15 protein-coding genes and 1 CRISPR repeat array are annotated in these 21,792 nt (G+C 35.1%); all 15 genes read right to left on the reverse strand.

Features of this window, described 5'->3' with window-relative positions:
* Positions 1–1,722: a CRISPR direct-repeat array (repeat unit 32 nt; unit sequence ATTTCAATCCACGCCCCTGTATGAGGGGCGAC).
* Between the two features lie 166 nt (positions 1,723–1,888).
* The 15 genes from cas2 to GX308_09970 all read right to left on the reverse strand — a co-directional run bounded on the left by cas2 (position 1,889) and on the right by GX308_09970 (position 21,782).
* Positions 1,889–2,179 carry a CRISPR-associated endonuclease Cas2 gene (cas2, locus tag GX308_09900; protein NLK22361.1) on the reverse strand — a complete coding sequence of 97 codons (291 nt, stop codon included), beginning with the start codon at positions 2,177–2,179 and terminating at the stop codon, positions 1,889–1,891.
* Between the two features lie 5 nt (positions 2,180–2,184).
* Positions 2,185–3,216, reverse strand: coding sequence for a type I-C CRISPR-associated endonuclease Cas1 (gene cas1c / locus GX308_09905; protein NLK22362.1), 1,032 nt, complete (start codon positions 3,214–3,216; stop codon positions 2,185–2,187).
* 3 nt (positions 3,217–3,219) lie between these two features.
* Positions 3,220–3,858 carry a CRISPR-associated protein Cas4 gene (cas4, locus tag GX308_09910; protein NLK22363.1) on the reverse strand — a complete coding sequence of 213 codons (639 nt, stop codon included), beginning with the start codon at positions 3,856–3,858 and terminating at the stop codon, positions 3,220–3,222.
* A gap of 37 nt (positions 3,859–3,895) precedes the next feature.
* Positions 3,896–4,744, reverse strand: a complete 849-nt coding sequence (gene cas7c / locus GX308_09915) for a type I-C CRISPR-associated protein Cas7/Csd2 (GenBank protein ID NLK22364.1) — start codon at positions 4,742–4,744, stop codon at positions 3,896–3,898.
* Positions 4,738–6,540, reverse strand: coding sequence for a type I-C CRISPR-associated protein Cas8c/Csd1 (gene cas8c, locus GX308_09920; GenBank protein NLK22365.1), 1,803 nt, complete (start codon positions 6,538–6,540; stop codon positions 4,738–4,740). The genes cas7c and cas8c overlap by 7 nt, the downstream gene beginning before the upstream one ends.
* Positions 6,515–7,249, reverse strand: coding sequence for a type I-C CRISPR-associated protein Cas5 (gene cas5c, locus GX308_09925; protein ID NLK22366.1), 735 nt, complete (start codon positions 7,247–7,249; stop codon positions 6,515–6,517). Before cas5c ends, cas8c begins: the two co-directional genes overlap by 26 nt.
* A gap of 9 nt (positions 7,250–7,258) precedes the next feature.
* Positions 7,259–9,727, reverse strand: a complete 2,469-nt coding sequence (cas3, locus tag GX308_09930; GenBank protein NLK22367.1) for a CRISPR-associated helicase Cas3' — start codon at positions 9,725–9,727, stop codon at positions 7,259–7,261.
* A gap of 139 nt (positions 9,728–9,866) precedes the next feature.
* A complete protein-coding gene (msrB, locus tag GX308_09935) occupies positions 9,867–10,298 on the reverse strand; it encodes a peptide-methionine (R)-S-oxide reductase MsrB (GenBank protein NLK22368.1) in 432 nt (143 codons plus the stop codon).
* Positions 10,299–10,438: 140 nt separating this feature from the next.
* Positions 10,439–11,413: a Gfo/Idh/MocA family oxidoreductase gene (locus GX308_09940; GenBank protein NLK22369.1), complete on the reverse strand. Its 975-nt coding sequence runs from the start codon at positions 11,411–11,413 to the stop codon at positions 10,439–10,441.
* Between the two features lie 138 nt (positions 11,414–11,551).
* The gene (locus GX308_09945) at positions 11,552–12,715 is read right to left on the reverse strand and encodes a tetratricopeptide repeat protein (GenBank protein ID NLK22370.1); all 1,164 of its coding nucleotides are present in this window, start codon (positions 12,713–12,715) and stop codon (positions 11,552–11,554) included.
* Positions 12,716–12,727: 12 nt separating this feature from the next.
* Entirely contained in the window at positions 12,728–14,806 is a 2,079-nt protein-coding gene (locus GX308_09950; GenBank protein ID NLK22371.1) for an Hsp70 family protein, read from the reverse strand.
* The gene (locus GX308_09955; GenBank protein NLK22372.1) at positions 14,803–16,443 is read right to left on the reverse strand and encodes an Hsp70 family protein; all 1,641 of its coding nucleotides are present in this window, start codon (positions 16,441–16,443) and stop codon (positions 14,803–14,805) included. Before GX308_09955 ends, GX308_09950 begins: the two co-directional genes overlap by 4 nt.
* 121 nt (positions 16,444–16,564) lie before the next feature.
* Complete coding sequence (locus GX308_09960; protein NLK22373.1) at positions 16,565–18,136, reverse strand: Hsp70 family protein; 1,572 nt, start codon at positions 18,134–18,136, stop codon at positions 16,565–16,567.
* Positions 18,137–18,152: 16 nt separating this feature from the next.
* Positions 18,153–20,075, reverse strand: coding sequence for a nucleotide exchange factor GrpE (gene grpE / locus GX308_09965; protein ID NLK22374.1), 1,923 nt, complete (start codon positions 20,073–20,075; stop codon positions 18,153–18,155).
* A 27-nt stretch (positions 20,076–20,102) separates the two neighbouring features.
* The gene (locus GX308_09970) at positions 20,103–21,782 is read right to left on the reverse strand and encodes an Hsp70 family protein (protein ID NLK22375.1); all 1,680 of its coding nucleotides are present in this window, start codon (positions 21,780–21,782) and stop codon (positions 20,103–20,105) included.
* Positions 21,783–21,792: the final 10 nt, after the last annotated feature.

Below are 21,792 nucleotides of genomic sequence, written 5' to 3' on the forward strand. Positions count from 1 at the left end.
ATTTCAATCCACGCCCCTGTATGAGGGGCGACAATGGGTTTACGTCTAGGCTACCTATGGTTGTAATTTCAATCCACGCCCCTGTATGAGGGGCGACCTTAAAAATTTTCTCACAAAAATTATCAAGCATGATTTCAATCCACGCCCCTGTATGAGGGGCGACAATGTAAAAGTTATTCATTATTTAAATGGTGAATTTCAATCCACGCCCCTGTATGAGGGGCGACTAGACTATCACAACCCAAAGGAAGAGGGAAAAAAATTTCAATCCACGCCCCTGTATGAGGGGCGACGCAGCACTATTGATAATATTTTTGATGGATTTAATTTCAATCCACGCCCCTGTATGAGGGGCGACAAGAATTAAGGGAAGATATAGATTTTATATTAATTTCAATCCACGCCCCTGTATGAGGGGCGACGTAAGGTTAGGCTCTGCCCTATGTGTTCATGGAATTTCAATCCACGCCCCTGTATGAGGGGCGACAAAGATGAATTATATATTGCTGAAAAAAAAGAATTTCAATCCACGCCCCTGTATGAGGGGCGACGGCTTTTCTGCGGTAGACTATCACAACCCAAAGATTTCAATCCACGCCCCTGTATGAGGGGCGACAATGACTCTGGTATAAAACGTACTAATCTTAAATTTCAATCCACGCCCCTGTATGAGGGGCGACATATGGCAGAGCAACAGAGGCAAAGACAGAAGAAATTTCAATCCACGCCCCTGTATGAGGGGCGACAATGGGCTTGGTGATTTTATTCTCTTTAAGAGAATTTCAATCCACGCCCCTGTATGAGGGGCGACGGCTCTCTTGTTGGCGCTCTCAATAACATTGTTATTTCAATCCACGCCCCTGTATGAGGGGCGACATCGCTTAAGTGTTGTCATAGTCAAGTATAGAAATTTCAATCCACGCCCCTGTATGAGGGGCGACGATACCATGCAGGCTTTTTTCATGCTTAAAACTATTTCAATCCACGCCCCTGTATGAGGGGCGACAATACTACCTTGATTTATTATTAATGACTGGTGATTTCAATCCACGCCCCTGTATGAGGGGCGACCAGATCGCCCGCCCTCCAGCAAGTGTTCCGATATTTCAATCCACGCCCCTGTATGAGGGGCGACATTCACAAAAACGCCGTTGAGCATGGGTGGTGGATTTCAATCCACGCCCCTGTATGAGGGGCGACAATACCGGCCGGTTCCTATACCGTCATACATAATTTCAATCCACGCCCCTGTATGAGGGGCGACATACTCAATATTATACCGTTTACGGTGATGGCGATTTCAATCCACGCCCCTGTATGAGGGGCGACAAACGGGCTATTCGGCTGTATCTTCACCCGAAATATTTCAATCCACGCCCCTGTATGAGGGGCGACAAAACGCTTGCAGAGGATTTACGCCGTTGGATGATTTCAATCCACGCCCCTGTATGAGGGGCGACTTCCTGCATTGCGATAATATAATATTGCAAAGCGGATTTCAATCCACGCCCCTGTATGAGGGGCGACCAACACTTGTTTGTATTAAATATTGCATTGCAGATTTCAATCCACGCCCCTGTATGAGGGGCGACGGGCTAATGCTTCAAGGCCGTATTCGTTCGGTTATTTCAATCCACGCCCCTGTATGAGGGGCGACTTTCACCCAACGCAAAAACCCGTAAAGCTTTATATTTCAATCCACGCCCCTGTATGAGGGGCGACCGCATTCTATAAACACCTTTATCTTAATGGCATTAATATATAGTTTCCGCGAGTCTATATAATCTAACGCTCAATCAAGATATTTTTTATTATGATTCTCTATATATATTATGCTAGGATACTATCGCGAATAATTCAGTATCTAAATGTTATCATTGGGTTCGCGCTATAATATTAGTGGCTCATCAATGTCCATCTTTTTCTTAACTCCATAATGATTAATTTTATTTTTCCAGTTGCTCCCCAAAAAATAGAAACAAATACTATCCACATTTAAGTCAGCTATTTTAAGAAGTTTATGTTTGAATTCTTCGAATTGAGCTGGATCTAGAATGCATTCGAACACCGAATTTTGGACCCTTTGTCCATAATTAACACATTCTTTTGCAACTAGTCTTAATCTTTTTGTTCCTCCTGTTTCTGAAGTAGCAACATCATAGGATACAACAACCATCATATTAATCACCTCATTAGAAATGGTGGATAACCGTCCATATCTTCTCTAAGATATCTAGCCATTAATAATGCCTGGCTATATGAAATAAGCCCTATCTCTATTTTTTCTTTCAAAAAAGGATGAGTGATAGTATCTTGCTTTCTTTTCTGCCAAACCTGTAAAATTCTTTTTCTTGCTTCTGGATTTAACAAAACAGCACCATTTTCCTTAATCGTAAAATCATTTAATTGAATCTGCCTAGTATTAATAAGCGTTACCACAAAACGGTCTACTATATACGGTCTAAGTTCTTCCATCATATCTAATGCCAATGAAGACCTTCCTGGTCTTTCTTGGTGAAAAAAACCTACTTGTGGATCTAGTCCAACCGTTTCAAGAGCTGCCTCACAATCATGGGCCAACAATGTATAAAAAAATGACAATAAGGCATTTATTTCATCTGTGGGTGGTCTTTTATTACGTCCTCTAAAAGTATTCTTAAAATCAGGGTTAAATATTAGCTCTGAAAAAACACTATAGTAGTTTTTTGCTGCTTCTCCTTCAACACCCCGTAATGAATCTAGATTCTTCACTTTATCAATATTATTAATCGATATGGCTAAACTACTAACTATTTTGTTTACTTTCTTACTATCTATTTTGTCTTTGTGATCTCTTACCAATCTTTGAAATACACATCTACTATTGAAAATCTTCCCTATAATACAGTTTTTCGATATCTCTAAACAGGCATTTTTATCATCACATACTCTATATTGTTTTCTCCTTAATCTCACATTTCCTTTAGTGGGATTTTGTATTCCAACTAAAAATCTTCCTGTATATGAAATAAAAGATACCTTAATATCCTTTTCAGAGCACATTTTCATTAGAGCAGGCGTAATCGTTAAGGGTTCAAAGATAACTATATCCTCAATATTATGAGATGGGAACTGAGCTATTTTCTGTTTTCCCTTTTTAAATACAATTGTTTCTCCCTCTTTAGATATGCCCATTCCAGTGCTGGTAATATAAATAGTACTTAATAATTTTCTCATATTTTAATCCTTCTCAGTCAATTTTGTATCAATATAACGCTTAACTGACTTATAAGACTTTTTAGTTTTTGGCACACAAATATTATATAAAGAACAATTAGCACATTTAGTCGAGTATATAGGTAGTATTTTTATATCTTTTTCAATAATTTCATGCATTTTTTTCGATATATCACAAACCTCATGTCGTAATGATTCATTTATTTCTATCAGACGCCTGTGCCTGGTTTTCCCATAGTATAAATATCCAGTTCTAATAGAAGTCTGAAACATCTCCTCTAAACACATGGCTTGAATACAAAGTTGGATAGCATCTCTATTATCTTCTTTTGGCTTTCCAACCTTATATTCAACTGGTATAACCTCATAAAAATTGTTCTTAGAAGAAATAAAACACCCCGAATCATTTAATCTAAATTCTACAGCATCTGCAATACCATAGAAGCCTAAACTATATGAAATAAGCGGCAAACTTCTACTTATAAAATAGTCATTTCTTGATTCAAAAATAAATGGATCATCGACTTTCTCATGGAATATTTCCCCTTTTACCGTATATATGTTTTCTGCCCACTGTTGTTCCATATGTATTAGGGCCCATTGCCGTTTACAAAAGTAGAAATGTTGTATACCTGAAATCATTAATAATTCATCGTCTGTATACAATTAAATTCCACCCCTATCTTCCATCAATCTCTTCCATTTCTAATCCTTTTAAGGGCTCAACCGAAATAACATAGTCGTTTATTTCTTTTGGCTCAACAATACCCTTTTTTAGATTAATTTTAACACTTTTATGAACCTTCGCTGAAGAATATTGTCCATTAGGACTATTGTGTTTCCACCAAAATACCTTCATTATTTCCATACTACCTTCAGGTCTTGCCGATGACGCATCATTTTCAAAAAGTTCAATTAGGGCTGTTTTTATATCCTCTACGTCCTTATCATCCAATCCTGTTTTTGATGCCAGCTGTGGATTGATACTTCCTGCAAAAGTATATAAACCAAAATCTACACGATGTTTCATACCCATAGTATCTGAAGATTTGTTTTTTCCATCTCCCTCACTATTAACACTCTTTGTAATTTGAATACTCGTAGTATTAATAGGTGATACACTAAATGCACTTTGAATAGATATAGGCCCTCTTACTCCTGTTGATACCCCTTTTGTTTCTCCACCTTTAAAAGCAAACACTTGTCCAAAGGCCCTAACATCTATCCATTCCTTGCATGCTGCCTCATATAATTTATCCTTATCTTTAAGAACATCTTTAGGTAGAGTCTTTTCAGCTCGCTCTTTTAAACTTTTATACCCATCCATTTTATTATCATCTGATTGAACGAATACCCTTTTCCCATTTTGCATTAGCCTATTTCTTATTTTACGCTTAATGCATACATCCGATATTTCACCTATACCGTCATAATTAATGCGTGGCCTGTTTCCATTTAAGGGATCACCATTGGGGTTTGCATTTTTCACACTAAGAACCACTAAGAAATCATACTTATTATTTAACATTTTACTTCCTCCTTTTTTCTTAATGCTGCACGTTGGCAGTGATAACCTAATAAAAATTCACCGGATAATGCTGTATCTTTTATGAAGTCTTCCGGTTCAAATAAATTCATTATTTCATCAATTAAGCTCTCCCTACTTTTACCTTTTCCTTTTAGTCTTGTGAAAGATGGTTTTAGCGCTAATTCGATTGCTTTCCATGTTGAAAATGGATACTGGGAAAACCTCTGCATTAATCTATCTGCATTTGTTAGTCGATTTTCATCATTTGTATCCAATGCCCATCTTTCAACATTTTGAGCTATGGCTAATAGTCTGCCATATAGATAATCTCTACTTCGTCTTTCCTTATCCAGTGCCATACTTATTTCCTCCTTCTTATAATCATAGCAATACTTTTTATATAATGCACAAGTGATACTAAGAGATTTGTCAAAATTCCATTGTTTTTCAAATGCAACCCTATTTACTGTTCTTCTAACGGAATTCTGAACTAAATCTAAAGGTATCTTTTGTCCATCCGTGATACAAGTTAAAATTCTATCTATCACCTGCATTTTAACTTTTGTATTAACTTGCTTTCCCTCGCCAAAAATTGTATTTGCGATATCCATAGGGGCCGGAGCTCCAACGAATACATGAGGTTTTTTATAATGATGAATCCAATTGCAGGTTGTATGCCACTTTTCTAATTTGTCGATAAAATCTTCGGGATTCATTTCCTGATAATATGTAATGGATAATCTTCCATCGGTAACTGATTCGAGACTCATTAATACAACGTGATCAAGTTCATCTAGTTTTGAATTGTATCCACGTAATTTCATATTAATTTTATTGGCAACTTCTTCCCCTGTATAAGTAACTGCATTTTCACTTCCTTGATCTTCCCCACTTAGTAAATCAAAAGTATCATAAAAAATATTAGCAATTTCTACCTTAGATGTTCTCCAGCAAATAATCGTTTTTTTACCATTATTATATCCTTGCTTTGATATTAGCCACTTCACGGCATTATGGGCCTTTTGAGAAACTTCGTAACTTACCCCATAACTTTGAGTGGAATTTAGAAATCTTCCTCTGTAAGTAAATCCGTTAGAATCATTAGAACTTATTATTTTTGCATTAGCACACTTATTATATATGTTTTTAGGATGATTTATAGCAGTGGGTAAATGCTTGCCTAATACTTGGCAAAAGCCTTTTGATGTCAATGAAGAACTATAATATTTTTCCCAACTCTTAAAAAGACTAATATCCCTCCATACACGACTTTCTTTTATATCTATTTGTTCAACACACCATCTTATAAAATCATCATTATTTTCCACATTCCCTTTATCATCCAAGGTATATACCTTTGCATTTATCAAGTTTTCTATAAGAGTTCCTTTTTTTACATATTCATAAATGGCTTTTACCTTCCCATGGGTATCATTGGATACTGCCCATTGATATAAGTTTTTGCAGTAATCTTCATATCCATGCCATTTTTCGCCTCCATATTTCTTATAATCCCCAGCTAGATATTGTACCTTATCACATAATGGATGTGGAACTGGATATTTACCTGCTCTACCACCTGATTCTTCTGTGCAAGGTATAATTATGCTAGGGCTATCCTTATCTAAGATATGGGCTCTTAAAAAATTACCCTTTCCATCAATAACCACTTCAATCTGCGCCTGTACAATAGTATGATATATGGGCAGTAGAGGAGTTGTATCTTCACTTTCTATAACTCCTACTTGTGAAATATTATTTTCATATGTATCATAAAGTCTTTGAATCCAACTCATACCCCGCCTCCTCATACCCTTCTAGTAGCCTTGGCTCACTTATTCCGACTGTACTAATCTGCTCAAAATCCATTTCTTTAATAATCTTTGGTGTAGTATCTACGAAATCCATTGAAAACATAATAACACCATCTTTCATTATCGGTTTCCAAAAATATGCCTTTAAATTGTTTTCTCCGGATTCACTTGGGTAATCAAATTTATAAAACATTCTGTCAAACCGTAGTTCTCCATAATTATCATAAAACCCCTTCTTCGCGCCATATACTACAGGTTCTACATATGCCTGACATTCTCTTGTTCCAAGAAAAACATCTCGTCTGCCTCCTTTTTCAATCATTCTCTTCGCTACAAAGAAATGTTTATTTTCATTCCTATCTACTTCTAAATCCGTTCTATTAAGATTCCATTCAAAATGGGCTCTTACTTCGTATTCAACATCGCTTAAGTATGTATAATATGAAAGGGTATTTCCTCCATTGTAATTAATGGGTCTAATACCTTGGCTCTGGGTTCTGATAGGATTCATTACCCGAATCTCATCAATAATCCAGTGAAATGTCGGTTTCCAATATATGCTTTCACATATTCCCTTTAATGCTTGATAAGTCGGAATTTGATATGTGAACTTTTCTCCCCCAACACGGGTTATGGAATCAGTAAAAAGAGCGTACCTTCCATAAATTTTAAACTCAACTTGATTTCTCATAATCTCCTCCTATAAAATTGTGGCTTCTACAGCTTTTGATTCCATTAGTAAACCATAAGCATCATCATAATAGGCCTCTGATAAATAATAGATTCCTGAATTCTTTTGAGTTTCATATATGGCTTCCATTTTACATAGGGCCTCAATTTGATAATGAAATAAATTAACCGAATGTCTTTGAGCTAACTTAAGATATGCGTACCCCTGTTCTAGGTAATACATGGCACATAAACCTGATATTATTTCTTTACTTTCATTGTTATATGGAACAATAATGCCTTGGGTATATGTATCGATGGCTCTATAATTTTTAGCTGCTGTATCAAAAGCCTGTGTAAGGGTAATATGGGTGGCTTGTTTTCTATACTTAGCTGCCTCTATAGACTTTTCATTTATTGATAATAAGTTAAATATGTTATCTTGAACTCCCTCCTTCAATTTCACCAAATAAGGCATTCCCTCTTTTCTTTTGAAAAAGTAATACTCATAATATTTTTCTAAAGCTTTAGGACTAAGTAAATCATTATCAAACCTATCCGGTAAAACTCTATATTCTTCTAGAATCCGCTCCGTTACTTCTTTTCCCTTTAGAATATCCGTTAATCGAGATAACTTTTCATCTTTTGGATTAACTATGTAGACTTTTCCCTTATCTTTCATGAAACCATTTCTATTGCATCGACCTGCAGCCTGGACTATGGAATCTAACCCTGCCAAGTATCGAATAACTACATCAAAATCTATATTTATCCCCGCTTCCATTAATTGTGTACTTACACAAATGATTGGTTCTGCCGTCCCATCCCTTGCCCGTTTAAGTTTATCAATCATTTCATTCAAACGCTCCATACGGTGAATAGGGCACATGCTTGTACTTAAATGATATACATTTTTAGAGTATTTATTTAATATTTTAGTGACTTTCATAGCAGAATTCTTTGTATTAACAATTATTAAAACACTTTTTCCTTCTTTTACTTTATTTAAAACAAATTCTACTATTTCTTCGTTCTCCCATCCTCCAGTTTTTGTAAGATCTTCTGTAATAGTTCTTGAAAATTCTTTGTATAAGTTATTTGTGTTTTTAATGATTCTGTTCTTACTGTGGATATTTAATGCATAGGATTTAGGCTCAATTCTATCTAGAAGTGGTTGAGTGGCTGTACATAATACTATGGATGAGTGACATATTTCTTTTAGAAACTGCATGGCCATATTGAATAAATAAATAAATTTTACTCCTAATGTTTGTATTTCATCAAAAATTATTATGGAATTAGCCAATTGATGCATTCTTCTAACACTTCTTGTCCCTCCTGCAAATAACGTATCTAATAATTGCACCATAGAAGTAAAAATAATGGGAGCATCCCAATTCTCTGATAATAATTTTGTTGTAGGCGTTTCTTCATCCTCAGTCAAGTTAGAGTGATGTTCTAAAACAACAGTTCCAAATTCCTCATTAGTTTCTAAGATATCTCTAATTTCTTGAGCATTTTGATCAATAATCGTATTAAAGGGCACCACATATATAATTCTATCCATTTTATTTTCTTTGGCATGGTGAAGTGCAAATCGCAGACTAGATAAGGTCTTTCCTCCACCTGTTGGAACTGTAAGTTGAAAAATATCATTATTAGCTTTCGCCGCAATTTTACAACTATTAGATATCTCTGTTCTTAAACTATCTATCTTATTACGAATCTGAAATTTAGAAATATAATTTTCTAATCTTTCTATTAGAGTTGTCCAATCTATATATTCACTATTTAAACGTCTCGTCTTCCCCATTGGCATTTGAAAGTCTGCGGTATCTTGCCTATCTGCATCTATCAAACAACTAAATAAATACTTTATAAGTAGACCAAACATATAAAAAGTTGTTTTATCGTCTTTAAATTTCTTTATACGGTCAAGATTATTCTTAAGCGGTGTAACTAAATCTTCATTAGTTAATTTATCAATTAGAGATTTTAATTCATCATCCAAATTATTTACTGCCTCTATTAATCTCTCAATTGTTTCAGCCTTCTGCATTTTTTCATGTAGTAAGTTATTCCCATCAGGAGTTAGACAGTCAATCAATCCCCCATGATGTGATTTAATTATTAATGATATAATGGACCTAATCCTTTCATCTATTTTTTCCAATTGATATATGTATTGTGCTCCTATTGATGAGTGATCTACTTTTCCCTTCCATTGGATGGGCTCCATATAATTTTTATCACCCTTATCTAATAATGCAGTTTGTGATTTTATATATGAATTAAATAATTCTGTTTGTTTCCCTAAATCATGTAGTAGCCCTATTAATTCCCCCCATGATTTCATGCCAACTTTATTAGCATATTTCCCAGCTAGACGAGATGTTTCAATTAAGTGCTCTTTTACAGTCTGAATCACATCATCTTCTTTCCTATAATGCGCAATAAATATTTCATTTGAACTCACTATGAATACGCCTCCCTCCTTAATATTCTACATTTTTTTATACAAAAAAACAATATAATTTCAAAAAAAAGTGAAAAACAGTCAATAATATAAAAACGTGCATAAACAACCAATTTGTATCAGTAGCTTATACACGTTTACTATTAAGTCCTAATAAAAATTATTAAACTCTATCCATATACTCCCCATAACCTTCTTCTTCCATCTTATCCTTAGGAATAAATTTCAAAGCAGCGGAATTGATACAATACCTAAGGCCGCCTTTTTCTATGGGTCCATCATTAAATACATGTCCAAGATGGGAGTCAGAGCCAGAACTTCTTACCTCTGTTCTTATCATATTGTGACTGTAATCTTGCTTTTGCTTTACCAAATTGCTATCAATGGGTTTTGTAAAAGAAGGCCAGCCGCACCCTGATTCGAATTTTTCCCTAGATGAAAAGAGGGGTTTGCCACTTATGATATCGACATATATCCCATCTTCAAAGTTATCGTTATATTCGTTTTGAAAAGGCGGTTCGGTCCCATTTTCTTGAGTTACTTTGTACTGGATATCTGTTAACTTTTTCTTTAATTCCTCTTTGCTTTCTGCCATAGATATATCACCTCAGTTTTATAATGCCCCATTTTGGGAAATTTAGAATATAATTATGCTATAAATTATAAAAAAAAGACAAGCATAGATGCCTGCCCTACAAACTTTGAACCTTTTTAATGGTTGGGATTTGTTGTTTATTAGATTATACCGATTTGTTTTCTGATGGTATCTAGAGTTTGTTGAATTTCCAAGGATTCCTTAAGGGGCATAATATCACTTTCTAACTTACCTTCCTTAAGGCATCTGATAACTTCTTCTATTTCATAATTATATCCGTTGCCTTCCATGGGCATATGGATTGTTTCTTGATCCTTATTGTGTACTTGGATAAAAGCTTTTTCAGCTCTATACCAACCATGGGGGATATGTATATACCCCTTATCACCTATAATAAATATATTTTTGGGGGTTTCTGTCATTATTGCGCAGCTTAAAAGTGCCATTTCCCCATTTTCGTATCCAAAAATCATGGATGATTGCTCATCTACCCCCGTATGACATATATCTGATATGACTTTTATCTCTTTGGGTTGCCTATTATATATCATGGATACAAAAGAAATAGGGTATACCCCTACATCCATTATTGCCCCCCCTGCTAGATTTTTATCAAAACGGATATCATCATATCCCGTGCTGGACTTAAATCCAAAATCTCCTTTTATCATTTTAACTTTACCAATGATATCTTCATTGAGTATTTCCCTTATCCTTCTAATCAGTGGAAAAAACCTTGTCCACATGGCTTCCATCAGAAATACATTATTTTCTTTGGCTATGCTAATCATTTCTTCTGCATCTTTTTTGCTCCCTGCAAAGGGTTTTTCGCAGATTACTGCTTTTTTATTTTTGAGGCACAATATTGCATGGTCTTTATGTAGTCCATTAGGAGTCGAAATATAAACGACATCAATTTCTTCGTCTTTAGCCAATGCCTCATAATTATCATATCTTTTTTTAATTCCAAAGATATCTCCAAATTCATTAGACTTGGTTATATTTCTTGATGCGATGCCGATAAGCTCAGCTTCTTTTGCATATTTTATGCCTTCTGCAAACTTCTTGGCAATTCTTCCTGCTCCTATAATTCCGAATTTGATTTTTTTGTACATATATTTGCCTCCCGTCATATTTATGAGGATATTATACTATTGGCATATTTTATATTCAAAGTATCCCCCATTCTTAAAATTATATTTGTATTGCAAAAGGCATCAAAGAATCAGGAGAGTTAGGGTATAGGTTTATTCTTACATGGAATCATGTCGATATCTGTGAATCCATCTTTTTACTAATTCTAGCAAAGAGCCTTGATAATCTTTTTGTTTACCTTGTTCTTTTTGTATACGGGCTTGTTCGAGTTTTGCTCCTTCATATTCATCGTTAATTTTAAGTGCTTCTTGGATTGCTCTAGATGCATCTTCTAGTTTTTTCTTTTTTCTATATAGTCTTGCTAATCTGACCCAAGCTAAAATATAATTCTTATTTATTTCTATACTTTTTTGGGCATAATCTATTGCCAATTCTTCTTTGTTCCAGCTTTCATATAGATTCGAATATTCCAACCAATACTCTTCTTTCCTAAGCTTAGAAGGGATTTGTTCTAGATAGTCTTCTGCTAGTTCGTATTGCCTTTTACCTATATATAGCCTTGATAATCTTATATAACTATCATAATCATCACCTTTTTTAATAGACCTTTTATAAGACTCCACTGCCTCATTTTCACTGCCTTGATTGTTATACAGTTCTCCGTAGTAAAACCATATTAGTTTAGAATCCTCCATAGCTGCTGCTTCATTAAGATATTCTGCTGCTTTTTCATAATCTGTTTTAAGTATATAGAGTTCTGTTAGATTTAAAAGTATAGACAAATTATTAGATTCTTTTTCATTTGCTTTGGTAAGAAAATAGGCAGCATCATCATACCATCCTAAGTGCATACAAGCAATTCCCATATTATTATAAACCTTGGAGTTTTCATCAAAGACTATGGCTTTTTTATACCACTTTATTGCTTCCTCTGGCTTTTTTAAGGACATAAAATAATCGGCTTTTTCCTTACACTTTTCCCACTCTGCTTTATTTTCCCATTTGAAAATTTCTTTTCTTAGAGTATCTAATTCAGATTCATAAAAATAATCAATAAGATCTAGAAACCCAATATACTGTTCTGTTATGGATTGCTGCCCATCTTTTATCCTTTTTATCTGTCCACTTATATGAGATAAACCTAATTCCACTCTTACCCAGTCTTCTAGTTTTCCCATTAAAAAGTCATCAATAGACTGCTTCCAATAATGGTAGCAGTGATAATACAATTCTTCTATGGAATATACCTTAATTTTAGTCATATAAAAATAGTATGGTCTCTCCACTGTTTCAGGAGAGACGCTAAGTATTAATGAGGACATCTTATTCACCTCTTATAATCGTACCAATTCTGCAATGTCCATTGCTATATTGTCTAAGATATCTGTAAACTTATCTTGTAAATCATAATATTTTCCATTAGGCTTTGTTAAAGGATCATAGCTCTCTATGCTTAATTTATCCTTTCTTGCTACAACATAAGTTGTTATACTACTTTCCCTTAGCATAGCACAAATCTCAGGAACATATTTCCCATCTTCCGTAGGTACATGGGGTGGGGCATCAGTTATAAGTATAAATATGTTTTTACCACTTTTGTCCACTTTAGAAGTTTTCAAAAGTTCTATACCTGTACCTACCGCTTCCAAAGAAGATTCGGGTATATCCCCTCCATAGGTTCTTGGAATATTTTTAACTTGTCTTTGGAATTTTTCTACTTCATTTGTGAAGTTATAGACACTGGGGTTTTCTTTTTCTCCTAAATCACCAAAACCTATAAGGCCCAATTGGAAACCTATACCTTTTCGACTTAGTATATTTGAAAATTCTATGGCCCTATCCTTAACTCCATTAATATAGGTGTCCATGCTCCCTGTAGTATCTATTATAAATACAATATTCATATTTTCGGCAGAAGTAGTCGAAAGCTCTCTTTTAGGTGGCGGCATAACCTTGGTCCTATCAAATTCTGCTCTTTCAGTTTTTCCTGTAGATAAATCTTTTACAAATACTTCGAAAAGATTATTTTCATCTATGGCATAGGTAATTTCTAGCTGGGTAGTACCCTTAAGCCCCGTAAGCATTACACTACCTATATATTTTCTTTCTTCTTCATTATCTTGCTCCCATTGATAAACATCAACCTGTACCGAAGAAGCCCCGGACATACTGGCAAAGTTTCTATCAGATATCTTTGCCGGAATAGAACTGCCCATGGGGATAATGGGAATTAATTCTTTTTTCATGGTATCTACATTTATAACCGCTTCCGTACCAAAAATTTGGCGGGTGATTTGCCCCACCTTTACATTGCTGTTAGGAAGGTGGATGAGATAATTATAAATCGATGCCCCCATGGCTACACTCTTTGCAGGGTCCGTAGCACGATAGGGTTCCTTAATGTATCCCCCAACCATTCTTTTTACCATAGGAATTAGGGTTGAACCCCCAACTAAGATTACCTTTGATATTTCGTCGGGTTCCCTTCCTGCCCTTTTTAGGGCCTCTTGTATAATTTCACGGCTTCTGTCTATATATTTTCTAATTAAGGCTTCAAATTCTTCCCTTGTTAACTCCATTACTAGATTTTTGGGGACCCCTTCATGAATTATAAGGGGATGAATCCTTATGGCTACTTTGTTAGTTCCTGAAAGTTTCTTCTTGGCTTGTTCCGCTTCTTGCTTTAGTTTTTGAACCACTCTTTTTCTTTCTACAGTTTCTAACTTGTCTAGATTAATCCCTGTCTCCTTTAAAAAATTCTCTTTCATCAGGCGTATAAGTTCACTGTCAAAATCATCTCCCCCAAGATTCATATCTCCGACATCAGATAATTCTTGAAATATTTCCTCCCCATTTTTATCTTGGGATACCTTTAGGACACAAGCATCAAAGGTTCCCCCACCTAAGTCATATACTAAAAGGGTTTGGGCATACCCCTGCCTATACCCATATTCTATTGCCGCTGCTAGGGGTTCTGATAAAAGATGAACATTCTTAAATCCTGCCATCTCCCCTGCTTTTTTTGTTGCAAATATCTGTCTGTCGTTAAAATATGCTGGGTGGGTTATGACTACTTCATCAAAATTTTCTCCACTTTGATTTTCTGCTGCTTTTTTTAACTTTTTTAGTATTTCGGCACTTATTTCTTCCGGGAGTTTTTCTAAGGCTCCTACTTTGATTTTTTCCGATTGTCCCATGAATCTCTTGACAGAAATCACGGTGCTTTCTGGATATATGATTGCCCCAGCCTTGGCCTCACTGCCTACTATAATCCCTTCTTCTCCATAGCACACAACAGAGGGAAGGATTTCATCCACTCCATCTATCTTTACAATTTCCATTTCATCTGTTTTATCTTTATATATGATTGCTGCCGAATTGGTGGTTCCTAAATCTATTCCTAAATAACTCATTCTTCTCCCTCCAGTACTGTCTTATTAAATCGGCTTGGATCAAAGGGCTGCTTAAATCCGCTAGGGGGATACTCTTCTCCGAATCCTAAATCTTCAACTGCACCTTTTACAAGCCCCCCTTCTTCCTCTACTGCAAGGGTTACCTGCAACTTAGTCTTACCTGATGGCCTCTTTGGCAATCCCTTTATGCCTACATCCCCAATTAACTTACAATTTTCTATGGTATCTTCTTTATCTATTCTTTCTAGAATTCTAAGTTCTAGAGTTGTCATATCTTCAAGAGTTTTCCCTGATAGAGTAAATATATGGCTTTTTTTTGCCAATGAATAGGGGGTCCCCCTTCTTATCATGGTAAAAAAAGATTTCCTTGTGCCATGATCTACTTCGAGTCCAATATCATGGGGAACTGTAACTTCAAATTCCACTTCTACCTTTTCCGCTTCTAAATCAGGGTGGGTTAACACCCCCATTTTCATAGCTGCATAATAAGTAGCACCCAAGGAGATATCTAGAGCTGGTCTTTCTGATGTGTATATTTTATTTTCTTCATTAAATATACCTATTAGCATATCTTTTATCCAAGGCATAGTAGATGAACCCCCTTCAAGAAGTACCCTATCTATGTCGCTTGGAAGCAGTGCCCCAGTATAAGCTTCTCTTAAAGCTTTTAATACAAGTTTTCTCGTTTTTTCTATAAAGTCATGGATTAAATTTTCAAATTGCTCCCTTGTTATTTGTTCTACAAATGGCGGAATACAAAAGGTAAAAGGAATTCTAAAGCTTTTGACCCCGGATAATCTTTCTTTTGTTTCCCTTGCTCTCATTATAAGTTCTGCTTGATTTTCTGGTGTCATAGCATCCTTATTTTGTCCTGTTTTATTTTCTATATATAAATAACATTGTTTTAGGAGGACTTCGTCGATATTATCTCCCCCGTGGCGTGCTTCCCCTCCTTCGCTTATTACCTGCAGCTTGATGCGACAATCATCTTTTTCGACTACATGGAATAGAGTAATATCTAAAGTCCCTCCCCCAAAATCAAAAACCATGATTTTTTCATCCTTGGATAATTGATGTCTGAAATTATATGCTAGGGCCGCTGCCTTTGGTTCTTCTATAAGGCAAATCAACTTATCTTTCAATCCCGCTAATTCACAAGCTCTCATCGTAGCCTTTTTTGCCCCATCATCAAAATCATAAGGTACAGAAACTACGCACCCTGCAATCTCTGCATTTGGGTTCATGTTTTTACAATGACTTATCAATTCTTTTAAAATCATTGCCGATATCTCTTCCGGAAGATATTCTTTATCTTCTATTTGTATTTTTTCGTTGGTTCCCATTTTTCTTTTGATTGATCTTATGGTGGTTTCCGGGTAAATTTTCATAGACCTATAGGCTTCTTCTCCTATAACCCATTCCTCTTCGTCCCCTTCTTCTCCCCTATATTGAGCTACTGAAGGAAGAGGAATCTTACCAAATCCATTGCTGATGTCTATGGGCTCGGGTTTTTTGTTATTATTATCCCAGTAACTTATTACTGAGTTGGTTGTCCCTAGGTCTATTCCTAGGATATACCATTCTTCGGGGAGATCTTTTTGTTCTTCGATTTGTTTCTTGTATTCTTCCCAGTTCATTATTTCACTCCTTTTACATGGATAGATAGTTATGGGATTCCATGCGGATTTTGTGGTTTATAATGTTAAATTAGTTGAGGTGATTATGCAAGAATGGTGGTGGCTATATTAGGTATTTATGTTATAGTTGGATAATTGCAGTTTGGGTATAATCTGTGGCGGGAAACATTTCTCCGAATCCACAGTCCTTTATGATTACCTCTATTTGGTCATATTGTCTAAATCCTAAGGTAAATTTTAGCCTTAGGGTTCTTGAAGGTCTATCGGGTAAGCCTTCAAGGTTTATGGTATGTAGGGGTGTTATCTCCCCCCTATCATTTCTTTTGTATACAGGTATACATAATGTGTTTTCCGTTTCCCCATCCAATATAAATATTTTTGGTTTGGGTTTTTGCCACCAAAACGTATTTTTTTCTATTAGGGGTATGAAACAAGGTGCCTTTCTAAAGGCTCCATTAATCCCTATATCCCAGGTTAACCTATGGTAATCTGTTAATTTAATCATTGTCTCAGGAATGATTCCCAAGTAAGAAGCGGCACCTATACATGCCCCTAGTGCTACCGTCCCTTCTGCTTCTTTTGGGTATATGATGGAACTTCCTAGAAATTCGTTTTCTAAAAGTTCCTTCATCCAGCTCATTTCAAAGCCGCCCCCAACGGCTATTATTTTGTGTATTTCATTTTTATCGATTACTCCGTTGATTGTTTTATTTAACAATTTAGAAATAAATTCTTTAATACTTTGTGAAAATGGCTCTATGAGCCTATCCATATCCTCAATAGTAACGGACTTTTGGAAGGCAGGATATACAAAGTTAAAATATAGTTTTGTTGTTTTTTTCTTATAATAGTTTTGGAATAATAACCCTTTATTTTGATATGCAAAGACCTCAATTTGGTGGAGAATTTCATCACTAATCCTATGTTGAGTTAGCCCTGTTTCTTCACAATAAAAATTAACAAATAACTTTTTTAATAGTTTATCAAGTTTTCTTCCTCCCAAGGTTGAATCAAATAAATAAGATAATGTCTCCGCATTAACACTCCCTTCATTGGAAGGATTAACCCTAATAAGTCCTCCCCGTATCTGTTCTCCCCCATAATCGATAAATAAAACCTTTTCTTCACTGTTTAGAGAACGCTCAAAATACAAATATCTTAAAATACATTCTCTATAACCCATTAGATTTATTAAGGCCTTACTAAGCCCTGCAATTGAAAAAGCTCTTTCTAATTCTTCCCTAGCACTTTCCGAAAAATAATCCGGTACTGCGGCTATAACCCCTACTATATCTGCATTGGGGTTTAGGTTCTTACACATATCTATTATTTCTTTAATGTATCTACTAAGGAGGTTTGGTATATTCATGGGTTTACCACTAATATTTATAAGTTCCTTAGTTCCTAATTTTGATAAGATATTATGAATTGTGATATCATCAAAATATCCCCTATTAAGTAGGGCATATTCACCATAGACCCATTCCCTATTTTCTGGAATGTATTGCATAACCGTTGGTATGGAGGGATTCCCATAACCACCACTCATATCGATTAATTCTGCCTGCTTCCTATTAACATTCCAAATGGCTATTTTGGTTGCTTTGCTTCCTATATCTATTCCTAGTATGAATTTTGTTTCGTCATTAAAGTCCATTGATGAAATTTGTTTTTTGAATATTTTCCAGCTCATAGCTTCTCATCCTCACCTATTTGCCTGCAACTACATTGGCTTTTAATACGATTTGATTGTTATATTTATATCCCCTGTTCATGGTCTTGATGATTTCACCCTTTTCAAATCCTTCTTTTACTTCAGCCATCAGAACTTCATGTTCTTTCCCATTAAATTTTTCATGGGTCTTAGGGTTTATAAATTCAACTTTAAATTCCTCTAGCAGGTTTTCTAGTTTTAGGGTAAGGGCATCAATATTTTCTACATAAGAAGCTACTACCTCTTCATTTTCATTTCTAAGTCTAGATACCGAATAGTTTATTATTTCTTCATAGGTGCTCATTTCAAAAAACAGATGCTCCCTAAGATACTTTATCATTTTTTTATTAGCTTCATTTTTAATTTTTTCTACTTTTCTTCCTAGCCTTTCCATAAGGGCATCATAGCCCTCTTTGATTTCATTATCTAAAAATGCTCCTTTTTGTGTTAGAACATCCTCTATAGGGGTATCATACTTGCTAATAAATTTATTGTATATTTCTAAGTCGATTTTTTCGTATTCTTTTTCTATCACAATAGGATCCAACTCTTTTTTTACATATTCCTCAAATTGATTGATTGTACTCTGGTATAACTCTAGGCTTTCCCTTAGGCTTTCAATTTTTATAGAAATTGTTTCAGAGATTCCTTCTATTATAGGGGTATACTCAGCTTCTTCCGGTATATCCTTGTATAATTCCTGATTTTTATTAAACTCTAGAAAAAAATCTACTATTCTTTCTCCGGCTTCTTTGTTTATATATAAATTTTCGACTATTTCCTTTAGTAGAGCCCCTGGGTTGAACTTTTCTATATATATCTTTAAAAGTTCCTCCTTCAAGGAGCCCCATTTTTCGGTAAAGTCATTAAAATTATCAATAAACTCTAAGGGCTCTTCGGTTTTGAGCCTAAGCTTCTTTCTTACGGTGATGTCATTAATATACAATCTCATTCCTTGAAACTTCAGGTAGTTTTCAAATCCCTCTTTATCAAGTAATATTATTTTGTTAGGCTCTTTTTCTGCCTCTTTAAAGAAATCCTCTAACTCTTCGATTTCTTTTCCTAAATGCTGATAGGCCTCCCTTATGGTATGTAGAATTTCTTGGATTATTTGCTGTTCACTACTTTCGTACTGCTCTATTTTCATTTCTTCTTCCAAGGCATTCACTTGAATCTTAATAATTGCCTCCACATTATCTTTTTCTTGTTTTATGGATTCATAGTAAAAATTGGCAGCCTTTCTTAAATGAAAATCGTTAAGCCTTTTTATACCCTTCTCTGACCTTTTTGTATAACATTTATAAAGAGGTTCACTCATTTCTTCAATCAATAAGAGATATAATTCTCTTATGAATTCTAGTTGTGAATCTTCACCTTTATAGATGTCCATTAATCTATTTCTTGAATTTATTAAAGTTGGGCCTATTTTATAATTAAGCCATAGCTTTTCCAGTTCATCTAACTGATTTAAGATATTTATCTTTTGTTCTGTAACAAATTTATCCTTTTCTATTTTAATTGGATTGATATTAGCCTTAGGGTCGGCTATTCCCTGATTTGCCAGCTGGCTTTCTTTAAATTGCTTAAGCTGCGACAAAAGTACGGTGCATATTCCAATCAATATTTCTTTTGCTTTTCCCGTTTTTATGTTTTCCTCATTATCATAAAATAAGTAGATTGTCCTTTGATAATGATGCATTAAGTGATCAAAGTATTCAAATATCCGCTCATCATATTTGGATAATTTATTTTCCTCAGTAAGATGATTAAGTATTCTAAGCATTACCTTCATTTTGATATGAAAAAAACATCCCTTTATACTTTGTTCAGTAAATTCATCGAAAGCCTGAAGGGTTTTTCTCCAGGCTTCGATTAATTCCTTTGACTTTAGCAAAATAGGGGGATACTCCTTAAACATATAAATCCTCCTCTTACTATCATGACTTTAGTATAAGTCGTCTACAGATAGCTCCGTCTCTACTCCACTAGTACTCATGCTTTTAGCCATTACCTTAAGCATATTGTCCTGTCCTATATGAAAGATTACTTTTACCTTTTCTTCTCCCTTTGCCTTAGACGGGATACCCCTTAGGCTCGTTCCTGCAAGGCGTTTCATACCATCTTCCATTACATAGGAAGCTTTCTTTTCTTCACTAGAGGGTCTCATGTTTTCATAAACAACTATTGCCATACTGGTTACATTGTCAAAATTAGTAACCAAAAGTTCCGCCGCCTCTATAGTAAGACCCTCCTCAGGAATATCTACACCACTTTTTACAATCTCCATAAATCTTCTACCTGATATTTCGAGCCCTAAAGGGTGAATGGTCTTTTCTTGAACAATAGGTCCCTTTACCGTAGGCATCATAATCATATTGCAGTAATGGGCTGCCCCTTGAGAAATACTTAGGGCGGGACTAATTTTTGATTTAAAGGGTTCTTTTCCAAACTTTTCTTTTATTTTCTCCCTTATTCTAGGAATCGCAGAGGAACCTCCCACTAAGAATGTTTCATCAATATCTCTAGCTTCTAAGGAGGCAGCTCTTAGACATTCATCAATACACTCAATACTTCTTTCTATTAAGTCTTCTACCGATTTCCCTTCTAGTTTACTAAATACTTCATCGGAATCCCCTAACTGGTTGATTCTTTTATGGTTTAAAAAGGCATCCTTTGTAATTTCCATATTGATATTAATAATTTTAGGTTCCTGGATAAATGGAGCTAAAACAACTTTGGTGGATTTAGCCGATGAAAGTCTTTCCTTAGCTTGGTTAGCTACTTGGGCAAGGCGAACTAAAGCTGTTGTTTTTTGCCGTTTTGATGCACCATCATCAGCGTTTAAATCAAATAGATTAATTTCCTCATTAGTCATTTTTTTAAATTCTTCATAAACCATATCTATTATTATTTTATCTACGTCATTTCCACCTAGATAATTGTCACCAAAGGTACTTAGTATAGATATAGAGGGTTCATCGGTATCTGTCATCCTTATATCCAGAACACAAGCATCAAAGGTTCCGCCCCCAAAATCATAAACCAATACCTTTTTATTTTTTCTTTCGTTGACTGCATATGAAATTGCTGCAGCTGCCGGTTCTAATCTAAGGTATATGTTATCTTCATCAAAACCTGCTAGTTTTGCGGCTTCTTTTGTCATTTTCTTTTGTTTATCCGTTGAATTGGCAGGAACGGTTATTACGCAGCCTGAGAATTCTCCTGCTATATTTAGTTCCTCTTGAGCATATTCATCAGCTTTTTGCTTAAGATACCCTAATATCTCCCCAGTCACCTGCTCGGGAGTAAATTCATACTCTTTATCATCTACCACTATTTTTACTTTTTCTTCACTTCCTAGAAGGCGCTTTATCGATAAAACTGTACTTTGCGGATAAATTATAGCTGCTTCTTTTGCCTGTATCCCAAAAATCCTAGATAGTTTATCAGGATCATCGGGATCCGTTTCGAATTGTACCGCCGTTGGGAAAACATTGCTTCCATCAATGGGTATGGTTTGTACTTGTCCTTCTTTAAAGTCATACACACTTACTACTGAGTTTGTTGTTCCAAAGTCGATTCCTAAAAACAATCCTCTTTCTACATCTAATCCTAGTGTTCCCACAAGCAATTCC

It is taken from the genome of Candidatus Epulonipiscium sp. (genome assembly GCA_012519205.1).
Lineage (GTDB): Bacteria > Bacillota > Clostridia > Lachnospirales > Defluviitaleaceae > JAAYQR01.